Origin of the sequence: Kitasatospora sp. NA04385 (assembly GCF_013364235.1) — a bacterium.
In the GTDB taxonomy this organism is placed as follows: domain Bacteria; phylum Actinomycetota; class Actinomycetes; order Streptomycetales; family Streptomycetaceae; genus Kitasatospora.
In genome coordinates, this window is record NZ_CP054919.1 from 704,168 (window position 1) to 717,626 (window position 13,459).

Annotated in this window: 10 protein-coding genes; 6 read left to right on the plus strand and 4 right to left on the minus strand. The window is 77.2% G+C overall.

Going from position 1 to position 13,459, the window contains the following annotated elements:
- Window positions 1–24: 24 nt before the first annotated feature.
- Window positions 25–1,332, plus strand: coding sequence for a lipopolysaccharide assembly protein LapB (locus tag HUT16_RS03045; protein WP_176185206.1), 1,308 nt, complete (start codon window positions 25–27; stop codon window positions 1,330–1,332).
- 123 nt (window positions 1,333–1,455) lie between these two features.
- Window positions 1,456–1,698, plus strand: a complete 243-nt coding sequence (locus HUT16_RS03050) for a chaplin (RefSeq protein WP_176185208.1) — start codon at window positions 1,456–1,458, stop codon at window positions 1,696–1,698.
- Between the two features lie 84 nt (window positions 1,699–1,782).
- Here HUT16_RS03050 and HUT16_RS03055 read toward each other — a convergent pair whose 3' ends face one another.
- Complete coding sequence (locus HUT16_RS03055; protein WP_176185210.1) at window positions 1,783–2,451, minus strand: fasciclin domain-containing protein; 669 nt, start codon at window positions 2,449–2,451, stop codon at window positions 1,783–1,785.
- 79 nt (window positions 2,452–2,530) lie between these two features.
- On the minus strand, window positions 2,531–3,586 hold the full coding sequence (locus HUT16_RS03060; RefSeq protein WP_254897609.1) for a molybdopterin-dependent oxidoreductase: 1,056 nt from the start codon (window positions 3,584–3,586) through the stop codon (window positions 2,531–2,533).
- Window positions 3,587–4,544: 958 nt separating this feature from the next.
- Here HUT16_RS03060 and sigK point away from each other — a divergent pair.
- Both sigK and HUT16_RS03070 read left to right on the plus strand, forming a co-directional pair.
- The gene (sigK, locus tag HUT16_RS03065) at window positions 4,545–5,129 is read left to right on the plus strand and encodes an ECF RNA polymerase sigma factor SigK (protein WP_176185212.1); all 585 of its coding nucleotides are present in this window, start codon (window positions 4,545–4,547) and stop codon (window positions 5,127–5,129) included.
- Window positions 5,126–5,872, plus strand: coding sequence for an anti-sigma factor (locus HUT16_RS03070; RefSeq protein ID WP_176185214.1), 747 nt, complete (start codon window positions 5,126–5,128; stop codon window positions 5,870–5,872). The genes sigK and HUT16_RS03070 overlap by 4 nt, the downstream gene beginning before the upstream one ends.
- 90 nt (window positions 5,873–5,962) lie before the next feature.
- On the opposite strand, the gene HUT16_RS03075 is transcribed toward HUT16_RS03070, so the two are convergent.
- Entirely contained in the window at window positions 5,963–7,261 is a 1,299-nt protein-coding gene (locus HUT16_RS03075; RefSeq protein WP_176185216.1) for a cyclopropane-fatty-acyl-phospholipid synthase family protein, read from the minus strand.
- A gap of 326 nt (window positions 7,262–7,587) precedes the next feature.
- On the opposite strand from HUT16_RS03075, the gene HUT16_RS03080 reads away from it, so the two are divergent.
- Together HUT16_RS03080 and HUT16_RS03085 are read left to right on the plus strand one after the other, a co-directional pair.
- Window positions 7,588–8,289, plus strand: a complete 702-nt coding sequence (locus HUT16_RS03080; RefSeq protein ID WP_176185218.1) for a hypothetical protein — start codon at window positions 7,588–7,590, stop codon at window positions 8,287–8,289.
- A 26-nt stretch (window positions 8,290–8,315) separates the two neighbouring features.
- The gene (locus tag HUT16_RS03085; protein ID WP_176185220.1) at window positions 8,316–8,693 is read left to right on the plus strand and encodes a hypothetical protein; all 378 of its coding nucleotides are present in this window, start codon (window positions 8,316–8,318) and stop codon (window positions 8,691–8,693) included.
- A 23-nt stretch (window positions 8,694–8,716) separates the two neighbouring features.
- Here the strand turns inward: HUT16_RS03085 and HUT16_RS03090 are convergent, their stop codons facing one another.
- Window positions 8,717–13,456, minus strand: coding sequence for a DNA repair ATPase (locus HUT16_RS03090; RefSeq protein ID WP_176185222.1), 4,740 nt, complete (start codon window positions 13,454–13,456; stop codon window positions 8,717–8,719).
- Between the last annotated feature and the right edge of the window lie 3 nt (window positions 13,457–13,459).

The window sequence follows — 13,459 nt, forward strand, 5'->3', positions numbered from 1 at the left end:
CGCTCCTCGTCGAGGGAAGCCGCCGTGCGCCGCCTGCCCCTGCTCCTGACCGCCGCCGCCCTGTGCGCCGGCCTCGCCTACGCCGGCGGGCTCGCCGATCCGCCGCCCGCCCCCGCCTCAGCCTCCGCCCCCGCCGCGCCCCGTGCGGCGCCGCCCGCCGGGTCCGCCCTGGCGGCGGCGATCGGGGCCGACCAGCAGCACCTGCGCGACCGCCCCGAGGACGCCGCGGCCTGGGCCCGGCTCGGCGGCGAGTACGTCGAGCAGGCCCGGCTGACCGCCGACGCCTCGTACTACCCGAAGGCCGACGAGGCCCTGCACCGCTCGCTGGCCCTCGCACCGGAGGGCAACACCGACGCGCTGACCGGCCTCGGCGCGCTCGCCAACGCCCGGCACCTGTTCGCCGAAGCCGCCGAGCACGCGCAGCGGGCCCTCGACGCCGCGCCGCTGCACTGGCAGGCGTGGGCCGTGCTCACCGACGCCCGCACCCAGCTCGGCGACGACACCGGCGCCACCGACGCCGCCCAGCACCTGCTCGACCTGCACCCGGGCACCGCGTCCTTCACCCGCGCCGCCTACGACCTCGAACAGCACGGCCGGACCGAGGACGCCCGCACGGCCCTGCAACGGGCCCTCGCCGACGCCTACGACCCCGCCGACCGGGCGTTCTGCCTCCACCAGCTCGCCGAACTCGACCGGAACTCCGGCCGCACCGCCGACGCCCTCGACGGCTACCGCCGCGCCCTGGCCGCCGACCCCGCCTACACCGCGGCCCTGGCCGGGCAGGCCCGCGCCGAGGCCGCGCTCGGCCGCACCGACGACGCCCTCGCCCACTACGCGCAGGCCGCCGCACAGGTGCCCCTCCCCCAGTACCTGCTGGAACTCGGCGAACTCCACGAGGCCCTCGGCCACACCGCGCAGGCCGCCGAGCAGTACCGGCTGCTGCGCGCCGAAGCCGACCTGGCGGCCGCGGGCGGCGTCGTCGACGACCTGACGCTCGGCCAGTTCGAGGCCGACCACGGCGACCCGGCCACCGCCGTCCGGCTGCTGCGCGCCGAGTGGGACCGCCGCCACCAGGCCCTGGTCGCCGACGCCCTCGCCTGGGCCCTGCACCGCACCGGCGCCGACCGCGAAGCCCTCGACTACACCGGCCTGGCCCTCGCCCACGGCTGGCGCAGCGCCCTGTTCCTCTACCACCGCGGCGAGATCGAGCGCGCCCTCGGCCGCACCGGGGACGCCCGCACCGACCTCGCCCAGGCCCTGGCCACCGACCCGGGGTTCAGCCCCCTGCTGGCCCCGCAGGCCCGCGCCGCGCTGGCGCGGCTCGCCCCCTGATCCGTGCCGGGACGCACCCGATGGGGTGAAACACCGCCCCCGGACCACGCCGCCGGTACGCACACCCCGAATCACCGGTGCCGCCCCGCCCGGGGCGGTGCCTTCCCCGACCGAGGAGTCGACATGTCCCGCACCCGCACGTACCTCGCCGCCGCCGCGCTGGCCGCCACCGCCGTCGTGGGCACCGCCGGAGCGGCCTCCGCGTCCGCCGGCGCCGAGGGCGTGGCCGCCGGTTCGCCCGGCGTCCTGTCCGGCAACCTGATCCAGGTCCCCGTGCACGTCCCGGTCAACCTGTGCGGCAACAGCGTCAGCGTGGTCGGCCTCCTGAACCCGGCGTTCGGCAACTCCTGCGCCAACGTCGGCTGACCGCCGTCCGCGGGCCGCGGCCCGTGGACGGCCCGAGGGCCCCGACCGGTCTCCGGTCGGGGCCCTCGGCACGGTGAGGGTGGGTCAGGAGGCGGGCATCAGGACGGTGTCGACGATGTAGACGGTGGCGTTGGCGGTCTGGACGTTGCCGCACAGCACCTTGGAGTTGCCGTTGACGGTGAAGTCGTGGCCCGAGCCGCCGGCCGTGAGGTCGGCGCCCTCCAGGGACGGGTGCTTGCCGGGCAGGGCGGCGGGGGACAGGCGGTCCGGGCTGACGTGGTAGGTGAGGACCTTGGTGAGCTTGGCCTTGTCGGCGAGCAGCGCGTCCAGGTCGGCCTTCGGGAGCTTGGCGAAGGCGTCGTTGGTGGGCGCGAACACGGTGATGTTCTGCGCGGAGTTGAGGGTGTCGACCAGCCCGGCCTGCTTGACCGCCGTCACCAGGGTGGACAGCAGCGGGTTGTTGGAGGCCGCGGTGGCCACCGGGTCCTTCGCCATGCCGGTGAACGACCCGGCGCCGTCCTTCGGCACGGCGGCACAGGCCGCGCCGAACGGCTGGTCGGCCGTCGCCGCGGTGGAGGAGCTGCCGGTGGACATCGCCGCGGAGGACATCGCCGCCGAGGGCGAGGCCGCCGAGGCGGAGGCCGACGAGGAGCTGGAACCGCCGCTGCTGCTGCACGCGCCCAGGGTGGCGGCGAGCGCGCCGGCGGCGAGCAGGGCGGTGAAGGTGCGGCGGTTGCGGGTGGAAGCGGACATGGCGGATCTCTCCTCGGTACTCGGGTGAAGTGGTGCGGTGCTCGGACGAAGTGGTGCGGTCCGAAAGGTGGTTGACGGTTCAGGTGACGATGACGACGGTGCTGTGCCAGCCCGTCGCCCCGGCGGGGAAGGGGGTGGCGCGGCTCTCGGGCTGCACCGCCCCGGTGGCGTCGGTGGAGCGCACCTCGATGCGGTGCGTGCCGGGCGGGGCGCCGGGCCAGCGGTAGGACCACTGGCGCCACAGGTCGGGCCCGGCGTCGGCGGCCAACTCGGCCTGCCGCCAGGGCCCGCCGTCGATCCGCAGCTCGACGGCGGCGACGCCCCGGTGGGTCGCCCAGGCGGTTCCCGCGACGTCCACGTCCCCGGCGGGGACCTTGGCGAACGGCGCGGGGACCTCGATCCGGGAGGCGGTGCGGACGGTGCCGGTGCGGTCCCAGCCGCGCTGCACCCAGTACGGGTCGAAGGCGGTGAAGGTGGTGACCTCCAGATCGACCAGCCACTTGGTGGCGGAGGTGTAGCCGTAGAAGCCGGGCACGACCGTGCGGCACGGGAAGCCGTGCGCGAGCGGCAGCGCCTCGCCGTTCATGGCGACCGCGAGCAGCGCCCGGCGGCCGTCCAGGACGGACTCCAGCGGGGTGCCGATGGTCATGCCGTCCTTCGAGCGCCCCACCAACTGGTCGGCCCCGGACCGGACTCCGGCGCGGCGCAGCAGCGCGGGCAGCGCGGCGCCGAGCCAGCGGGTGGTGCCGACGTAGGGGCCGCCGACCTCGTTGGAGACGCAGGACAGCGTGTGGTCCAGCTCCTCCAGCGGCTCCCGCAGCAGCTCGTCGAAGGTGAGCAGCTGCGGGCGGTCGACCAGGCCGTGGATGCGCAGCGTCCAGTCGCGGGGGTCGATCCGGGGGATCGTGAGTGCGGTGTCGACCCGGTAGAAGTCGGCGTTCGGCGTGGTGAACGGCGGCAGGCCGGGGACGTTCGGGTGCACGGCGGCGGGCAGCGCGGGCAGCGGGTCGGCCGGTGCCGGGAGGCGGACGGCGTCGCGGGCGGCGGTGACGTCGAACCGGCGGTCGGTCAGCAGGCGTCCGCCGACTCCGGCCAGCGCGCCCGCCGCGAACGTCCCGGCGGTGGCGGCCAGCACCGTCCGGCGGCTGGTCGACGGGCCCGGGGCGGGAGCGGGCTCCGGAGCCTCCGGGACGTTCGCGGCGGGCGCGGACGGCTCCGGTTCCCCGGCCGCCTGGGCCGGGGCCGGGACCGGGCAGGGCCCGGCGGCCGGGCCGACGCCCGGCGCCACAGCCGGGCCAGCACGGGACGGCGGCCGAACCCGCCAACGCGGCGGCCAGCGACGGCGCGCAGTCGGCGGCGCTCGCGCCGGGGCGCGACAGCGCGGCCCAGGCGCCGAGGCCGCCGAACGCGGCGAAGACCGCGGCCCCGGCGAGCGGGCGGCGCACGGCCAGCAGACCGGCCAGCGCGGCGAGCAGCGCCATCGTCAGGTAGATCCCGCCCAGCAGCACCGCCTTGTCGTGGGTGCCGAACTCCCGTACCGCGTACTCCTTCAGCGGCGTCGGCGTCAGGTCGATCGCCGCCGACCCCACCGCGATCACCGGCGCGGTGCCCGCCCCGGTGGCCCAGGCGACCAGCTCGCCCGCGCCCAGCGCCGCCACCGCGGAGGCGATCCCGACGGCGGCGGCGCCGGCCGCCCGGGTCAGGCCGGACCGCAGTCGGCCGCGGCGCGCGGCGGTGGCGGGAGGAGTCGGTTGCTTGGTCACATCCCCCGTTCGGCGCATGGACGGGGCCGGATTGGTCGGACGATCCGACTCGCCCGATCGGGTGACGGCGGGCGCCGCCGCGGCCGGGGCCGCCCGTCCCCCGTCCGGCCGCTCCTGCGGTCGCGGGCGCCCGGAAGAGGTCCTGGTCCCGCGCGCGGGGCGACCAATCCGCGCGCCGCGCGGTGTCGAACAGCAGGTACCAGCGGATTCCCCACCGACCTGCCGCTGCACACCACACGGGCCGCCGCGGGCGGCCGTCCGACGGAAGGCACCCATGTCATCCACCGCCCCGGGGGCACTCCCCGTCCGACGCCCCGGAGTCGCGCCGTGGTGAGCACAGTCGTCCACCTCTCCGGCCCCGGCCGCCCCGGGCCCGACCTCCAGGAGCTGATGGGCCGGATCGCCCTCGGCGACCAGGACGCGTTCTCCCGCCTCTACGACGCGGTGGCCGGACCGGTGCTCGGGCTGGTGCGGCGGGTGCTGCGCGATCCCGCGCAGTCCGAAGAGGTCGCCCAGGAGGTGCTGCTGGAGGTGTGGCGCACGGCCGCCCGGTACCGGCCGGAGCACGGGAACGTGCTGCCGTGGGTGCTGACCATCGCCCACCACCGCGCGGTCGACCGGGTCCGGGCCGCCCAGGCCGCGGCCGACCGCGACCGGCGCGCCGCGGCCGCCGCCCACGCGACGGCCTTCGACGAGGTCGCCGAACAGGTCGAGGGCCGGCTGGAGCGCGAGCAGGTCCGCCGGTGCCTGCGGACGCTGACCGAACTCCAGCGCGAGTCCCTCACCCTGGCCTACTACCGGGGCTACACCTACCCGCAGGTCGCCGAGGCCCTCGGCGCGCCGCTCGGCACCGTCAAGACCCGGATGCGCGACGCCCTGATCCGCATGCGCGACTGCCTGGGAGTGGGATCATGAACGACACCGCCGACCTGCACACCCTCACCGGGGCGTACGCCGCGCACGCCCTCGACGACGACGAACGCGCCGCCTTCGAACGCCACTTGGCGCACTGCCCGTCCTGCGCGCAGGAGGTCGCCGAGTTCACCGCGACGCTCGCCAGGCTCGGCGCCGCCGAAGCCGTCGCTCCCCCGCCCCGGCTCAAGGCCCGGGTCGTCGCGGCGCTGCCCACCACCCGGCAGGACGCCCCGCAGGTCGCCCCCGTCCCCGGCTCGCGCCCGGGCGGCCGTCCCGCGCGGCGCCGACAGGGGTTCGTCCTGGCCGCCTGCCTCGCCCTGGCCGTCGGCGCGGGCGCGGTCGCCGTCGAGCAGTACCGGGAGACCGGGCGGGCCAGGACGGACGCGGCGGCGGCGCGGCAGCAGCAGACCGCCCTCACCACCCTGCTCACCGCCCCGGACGCCCACCTCAGCACCGGCCCGGTGACCGGCGGCGGGACCGGCACCACGGTGTGGTCGCCCGCCCTCGGCCGGGCCGGTTTCTGGGCCTCCGGCCTGCCCGCCCTCCCCGACGGCCGGGTCTACCAGCTCTGGTTCGACGACGCCGGCACCATGCGCCCGGCCGGTCTGCTCCCGGCCGACGGCAGCCTCGTGCTGGCCGGGACGATCGGCCGCGCCGACGGTGTGGGCGTCACCGAGGAGCCCGCGGGCGGCTCGGCGCACCCCACCTCGGCCCCGCTCCTGGTCCTCCCCCTCACCGCCTGATCCCGTCCGCCGGCCCCGGGTCGCCCCCGGGGCCGGCGGACGGTCGCGGGGCGCACGCCCGCCCGCCGGGCTCCCGCCGTTGACGGTCCCTCAGCCGGAGTGCCACCCGGCGGGCCGGACGGTCTCCTGCCCGCCGCCCGGGCGGCGGGCCAGGATCTGGTCGACGCCCATCCGCCCCTCGGCGAAGGCCAGCGAGCTCCCGGCCAGGTAGAGCTGCCACAGCCGCACGGTGGGGCGGCCGACCAGGGCGGCGAAGCGATCGTGCTGCCGGGTCAGTTCGGCCCGCCAGTCGTCGATGGTGCGGGCGTAGTGCGGGCGCATCGCCTCGGTGTGCAGCACCTCCAGGCCGGCCGCCTCGATCAGGTCGACGGTCTGCCCGAGCGGGCGCATGTGCATGTCGGGGGTGATGTACGCCTCGATGAACGCGCCGCCGCCGGGTGCGACGGCCCCGCGCGACATCTGCTGGACCAGCAGCCGCCCGCCCGGGCGCAGCAGGCCGTGCAGGCGGGCGGCGAAGGCGGGGTACTCGTCCCGGCCGACGTGTTCGCCCATCTCCACGCAGCTGACGGCGTCGTAGGCGTCCGCGGGGATCTCCCGGTAGTCGCAGAGCCGGACGTCGACCAGGTCCGCGACGCCCGCCTCGGCCGCCAGGGTGCGGGCGTGGGCGTGCTGGCGGGCGGAGAGGGTGACGGCGGTGACGCGGGCGCCGTGGTGGCGGGCGGCGTGCCGGGCGAGCGCGCCCCAGCCGCAGCCGACGTCGAGCAGGCGCGCGCCGGGGCTCAGGTCGAGCTTGCGGCAGATCAGCTCGAACTTGGCTTCCTGCGCGGCCTGCAGGGGCTGGTCGTCCCGGGTGTAGTAGGCGCAGGAGTAGGCCATGGCCGGTCCGAGCAGCAGGGCGTAGAACTCGTTCGACAGGTCGTAGTGGTGGCTGATCACCGCCCGGTCGCGGCCCCGGCTGTGCAGGGCGCCGCGGACCTTGGCCCGGCCGCCGGGCCGGGGCGGCGGGGGCCCGGCGACGCCGAGCCGGGCGGCCGCGGACAGCAGGGCGGGCCAGCTGCGCGGGGCCGGGCGGCCGACCGTCCGTCCGGCGAGGGCCCGCCGGACGGCGGACAGCGCGTCGGCGAGGTCGCCGTCGACGTCGATTTCCCCGCTGATCCAGGCGTCGGCCAGGCCGAGCTCGCCCGGCTGCCACAGCAGCCTGCGCAGCGCCCGGCGGTGGCGCAGCAGCACCGTCGGCCCGTCCGCCGGGCCGGTGGCCGAGCCGTCCCACAGCCGCAGGGCGAAGGGCGGCGGCCCCGCGAACAGCTCGTGCAGGACCGGTTCGAGCACCTCGGCGGCGCTCTCCCCCCGCCCGGGGGCCCGGGTGGTTCGGGTCGTGGGTGCGGTCATGGCTCTCCCTCCGCCGGACGGGGTCGTGGCGCGGCCCCGTGGTGGTCTCCTCCTCGGGATTCGGAGCGGCGCCCGGCGCGGCTTGGTCACTCGCCCGGGGCGGCCGGGCGGGCGGGCGGACGACGCGAGTTGACGGTCGTTCGGCGACGGCCTTCCCCCGGGTCTCTACAGTGATGTAGATTCAAGCACGGGTAAAGAGTTGCCCAAGGCGCGGGTGCGCGGGCGGCCGGGGTCGGCGGGGCGATCGCGGGGGTCACGCTCGGCAGGGGCGGCGACGGCCGAGACGGCAGAGCCCGGCGGGAGCCGACCGTACACGGGGGAGCACGATGGAAGAACGACCGCGCCTGACGCAGCAGGACCTGGCCGATTTCGAGTACGCCGTGGGCCAGGCCCTGGCCCGGCTGCTGCCGTCCGGCGATCCGGCCGCGGCCCGGCTGCGCGTCCTGGCGCGGGCGGCGCGGGCCGGAATCCTGGCGGCCGCGGCCGAGGAGTACCGGGAGTACGCGCGGCTGCGGGCGGCCGCCGCCGCCCGCGTCCCGGCGCCGGCCGTCGGGCGCTCCCCCGGCTGGGCGGACGTCCTCGCGGTGATCGTCCCGATCGTCGCGGGCGGCACCGCAGGCGTCCTCTTCCTCCTGAGCCTGCTGTTCAGCGCGGTGGACGGGTCATCCGGGCCGGGCGACGCCCTCGCCACCGCCTCGCTGGACGCCCTCCTGGTCGCCGTCGCCGGTGCGGCGACCGGCGCGGTCGTCCTCGCGGTCACGGCGGCCCGCAGACGGCCGCCGGTTCAGGACACCGCGGACGGCGACCGGCTGGTCGAGGCCCGTCTGCGCTGGCGGACCGCACTGCTGGAGGGCGGCCTGCTGCCGTTCTTGCTGGACCACCTGGCGGATCCGCCCCCCGGCAGCCGGGCCCCGGCCTTCCGCCCCCGCCTCCCCAGCCCCGACTTCACCGGGCCGGACTACAGCAGCCCCGACTTCTCCGGGCCGGACTACACCGGGCCCGGCTTCGACACCGGCACCCGCCGGTGAACCGCACGATCCGAAGGAACCGAGAAATGACCAGGCGTAGGATCACCGCCGCTCTCCCCGCGCTCGCCCTCGCCGCCCTGCTGGCCGCGGGCGGCCCGGCCGCCGCCGCGGAGCACGGCACCGGCACCGGCACCGGCAGCAGCACCGGCCGTCCGCAGGCCGTCGCCGTCCAGCGGGCCGCCGACGTGGTCGCCCCGCAGGCCGCGCCGCGGATCACCCACGCGCCCGCCACCGCCGTCACGGACCTCGCCGCCGGGGACAAGGAGAAGAAGAAGGGCGGCTTCTTCAAGAAGCTCGGCATCGCCGTCCTGATCGTCATCCTGCTGATCGTCCTGCTGGTCATAGGCCTCGTCGTCGCCGTGGTGCTCGGCATCCGGGCCCTCTTCCGCCGCCGCTCGGCCTGATCGGCGCCACCGCCACCCACCGGTCACGGCCGGTGGGTGGCGGTGAAGGTGTTCCTGAGCGTCTGCCAGCGCCGCGCCTGGGCGGTGGTGAGGGTGCCGCGGAGCTCGGCGAGTCTGAGGAGCTGCGCCTCGGCCTCCTGCCCGAGTGCCTGGGCCTCGGCCCGGTAGTGGTCGGTGATCAGGGCCTGGACTTCGGCGTCGTCCATGACGGGGGCGACGCGTTGGGCGATCCGGTTCATGTCCCGGTAGGAGCCCTGGAGGCGGAAGGGGGGTTCGGTGCGGTCCCGGTCGTGCTGGGCGGCGGAGTCGACGTAGGCCCGGTTGACGGCGAGGACGGTCTCGCGGACGGCGAGCAGCCGGGACAGGACGGCGGTGATCCGTCCGCTCTCCTCGGGCGGCCGGACCGGGTCCGGCTCCGGGGCCCCGGGCTCCCCGGCGGCGCGGCGCAGCAGCAGGTCCAGTTCGGCGCGCTCGGCGGTGGCCAGCGGGGCGAGGTGGGGGTTGGCGGTGAGGGCGTTCTCGATGAAGCTGAGGGCGAAGAGGTCGTGGCGGCCGGTGACGGCGTCGCCGAGGTTCCACACGTCGGCGCGGTTGGCGAGCATGTCGGGGACGCGGAAGCTGCGGCCGGACTCGGTGTAGGGGTTGGCGGCCATCACCACGGCGAAGCGCTTGCCGCGCAGGTCCCATTCGCGGGGCCGGCCGTCCCAGACGCCTTCCACCCGGCGCCGGGCGTCGCACAGCGGGATGAAGCGCTGGAGGAAGTCGGGCGAGGTGTGCTGGATGTCGTCGACGTACAGCAGGGTGTTGCTGCCGGCGTGCAGGGCGAAGTTCAGCTTCTCGATCTCGCGCCGGGAGGTCGCGTCGGGCGCCTGGGCGGGGTCGAGGGAGGTCACCCCGTGGCCCAGGGCGGGGCCGCTGACGGTGACGAGGAGCATGCCGAGCCGTTCGGCCAGGTACTCGACCAGGGTGGTCTTGCCGTAGCCGGGCGGGGAGAGGAGCAGCAGCAGGCCGCTGCGGTCGGTGCGGGCGGCGCCGTCGGCGGTGCCGAGCTGGCGGGCGAGGTTGTCGCCGATCAGCGGCAGGTACACCTCGTCGATGAGGCGGTTGCGGACGAAGCCGTTGAGCGGCGCGGGGAGGTGCTCCGTCAGGCGCAGCCGGGCGTGTTCGCGTTCCAGGAGTTCGCCGCGCAGCCGCTGGTAGGCGCGGAAGGAGGGGACCTGGACGGTGTGGAAGTCGGCGGCGCGGGTGAGCAGTTCGTCGAGGCGGACGGCGAGGCGGCCGTCCCGCAGGCGGGGGTGGTCGCCGCGCAGGTCCTCGACGCGGGTCTCGGTGTCGGTGGGCAGGGTGCGGCGGGGCAGGTCGGGGGTGAGCAGGGTGGCGGTGGCTTCGGCGAGGTCGTCGGGGGTGGCGGGGTGGCCGGTGGCGGTGGTGAAGGACTGCAGCCAGGTGTGGGCGAGTTGGTGGCGGGCGGGCAGCAGGGCGGGGTCGGCGGGCAGGGCGGCGAGGGCGTCGGCGAGGGCGCGGGTGCCCGGCCGGGCGTGGAACTCCTCCAGCAGGGCGGCGGTGGCGGGTCGGGCGGCGAAGCCGAGTGCGGTGCGGGCGAGTTCCTCGACCAGGTAGTGGCCGGCCCGGGCGGCGGGGATGCCGGTGGCGGTGGCGAACGGGTCGATCTCGGCCTGGAGTTCGGCGGCGAGGGCGGCGAGCGCGGGGGCCGAGCCGAAGGCTTCGCGGGCCCGGCCGAGCGAGCGGGACCGGACGGTCCAGGCGTGGCGGGCGCCCTCGTCGGTGCCGTGGGCCCAGAACAGCTGGGCGGCGGCCCGGGCGGCGGCCGGGTGGCGCAGGGTGTCGGCCGCCGCGTACTGGGTCAGCAGGGCGGTGAGGACGGCGGTGGCGTCGTGGTCGTGGACGCCGCGCCGGTAGCCCTCGTCGGTGCGCCGTTCGGCGGCTTCGCGGACGAGGTCGGGCAGGCGGCCGGTGGCGAGGGCTTCGTGCAGGGCGGGGAGCCGGTCGGGTTCGGCGTCCAGGAGCAGGCGGGCGGCCAGGTACTCGGCGCGGTACACCTCGGGCGTCTCGGAGGGGAGGCGCTGGTCCCAGTGCGGGCGGGTGCGGGCGAAGGCGGGGTCGGTGACCGGGGAGCGGTAGTCGGTGCCGGTGAGGGCGAAGACGGGGCCGTCCGGCCGGGGGACGATGGTGAGTTCGGGGCGCAGCGGGGCGGCGGTGAACAGGTGGCGGCCGAGCCGCAGGGTGCCGGGGGCGGCGCCGGAGAGTTCGGCGCGGTCCCGGTGGGAGCGGTGGGCCTGGTCGCGGGCGGCCCGCAGGGCGGTGGTGACCTGGTCGGCGCGTACCGGGTCGCCCAGTTCGCCGAGCTGGTCGGCGAGTTGGCGGACCTTGACGGCCATCGGGTCGGAGGCGAGGGCGGTGTCGATGTCCCGGGGGGAGTCGAGGGCGGCGAGGTGGCGGCGGAGGGCGGCGAGGATGCGGTCGGCGGAGGCGGCGAGCCGTTCGGCCCGTCGGACGCGTTCGTCGACCAGGTTCTGGCGGCGGGTGGTGAGGGTGGTGTGGATCTCGGTGCGGCGGGCGGCGAGCCGGTCGGCGAGGGCGGGGTCCGCGTCGGCGAAGCGGGCGTCGAGCTGTTCGATCCGCAGCAGCAGCCGGGCGAGCTGGTCGTCGCAGGACTGCGGGGTGTCGGCGGCGGCGAGCGCCGCGGCGGTGGCCTGGGCGAGCAGGGCGCTCTCGGCGGCGAACTCGGCGGCCGACTCCCGGGTGCGCAGCGCGCGGCGGCGGGCGGTGAGGGTGGTGCGGGCGCGGTTGAGCAGGCCGAGCACGTCGGCGAGGCGGTCGAGGATGCCGGTGCGGGTGGCGGCGTCGGCGAGGTCGAGGGTGGTGACCAGGTCGGCGACGGTCTGCAGGGCTGCGGTCTGCGCGGTGGCCTCCTCGTGCAGCGGCTCGGCCTGGGGGCTGGCGGTGAGCGCCTCGGAGCGCGCGACCAGGTCGGCGGCCAGGTCCCGCTGGTGGGTGAAGGCGTCCGGGGCGGCGAGGTGGTCGACGGCGCGGGTGGCGGCGTCGGTGAGGCCGTCGGCGAGGTCGGCGGCGAGGCGGTCGACCCGGTCGGTGTCGACGTGGTGCAGTTCCCGGAGGGACTCCACCTCGCCCTGGGCCCGGCGCAGTTCGGCGAGTGCGGTGACCCAGGCCTCGGCGGTGGCGGGGCTCTCGCCGCGGGTGAGCCGGAGCAGGGTGGTGGTGCGGGTGGCGGTGGCCTCGACGGTGCGGGCGGTGTCGGCGGCCAGCCCGGCGACGGATTCGTGGGCGGCGAGGGCCTGTCGGGCGCTGTCGCGGATCGCGGCCAGGGCCCGGTGCAGGTCGCCGGTGTCGGGGTCGGCCAGCCAGTGGTGGCGGTCGGCGGTGCGCCGGGCGGCGGCGAGGACGGTGCGGTAGTCGTCGGCGCCGGGGGCGGGGGCGGCGGCCTGGCGGGCGAGGGCCAGGCAGTCGGCGATGCCGCGGACCAGGTCGGCGTTGCCGATCCGGGCCAGCGGGCCGTGGCCGACGGGCCGGGCGGCGGCGTGCAGTTCGTCGGCGAAGGGGGTGTGCCAGGTCTGTACGGGGTGCAGGCGGGCGGGCCCGTCGGTGGCGCCGAACAGGAGCAGGGTGCCGTCGTCCAGGAGGGCGTGGGCGCGGCAGGGCAGGGGGGCGGCGGCTTCCTGGCGGACGCTGTTGTAGGGCATCAGCAGGGTGCGGCCGTCGGCGGGGTCGCGGAAGGCGTAGAGCACGTCCTCGCCGTTGGGCGAGCGGACGGTGCGGTCGTGGAGCAGCCCGGCCGCGGGCTGGTCGAAGACCCGGACGCGGCCGTCGGCCAGGGCGTAGCCGCCGGGGAAGGCCAGGCCCTGGTCGCCGGGCAGGCGCAGGCAGGCCTGGCCGAGCGCGTCGATCCTGGTGACCCGTCCGGTGGGCAGGTGGCACAGCAGGTGGCGGACCGTCGCCTCCTGGTAGGGGCGGATCCGCACCAGCAGGAGGGTGTCGGTGCGGGCGTGGCCGATCTCGGCGTCGGCGAGGGTCTGGAGCGGTTCGTCCAGGGGTTCCTCGTGCAGGTCGCGGCCGTCGGGGGCGGTGAGCCGCAGGACGCCGCCCTCGGTGGCGAGCAGGAGTTCGCCACCGAGCGACAGCCGGGGCGGGCGGCCGGGGACGTGGTCGTCCCGGCCGGCCGGAACCCAGGCGACCTGCTGCGCGTCGGGCCGCGGGTGGCCGCGTTCGCCGCGCGCGTCGAGGTAGCGGGCGCGGCCGGTGTCGTCGAGCTGCCAGCGCAGGGTCCGCTCGTCGCCCTCGGCGGGGCCGGTGCGGAAGACGGCGTGCAGTCGGCCTTCGTCGAGCCGGAGGCGGTCGAGCCGGGCGTCCCGGAAGTAGCGGTGCAGTTCGTCGAAGTCCCGTGCCGGGCCGGGGGCTTCGAGCAGTCCGGGCAGGGCTGCGGCGTCCGCGGCGGCGAGGTCGGGGCGGTACAGGGCGAGGACGTCGCCGATGGCCTCGGCGGGGCCCGGCTGGGGCAGGCTGCCGACCAGCACCAGGGCGCCGACGGCCACCGCGTCCCGCAGCCGGGCGGGCCGGGCGGTGCTGAGCCGGCCGGTACCGGCCAGGGTCAGCCCGCCGCCGCCGAACTCGGCCGTGCGGCGCGCGTTCAGCGCCTCGGCGCGTTCGGTCAGGTCGGCCGCCGCCCTGGCCAGCCGGGCCCGCAACACCTCGTAGGTGTCGGCGTCGACGATCTCCCGCTCCACAGT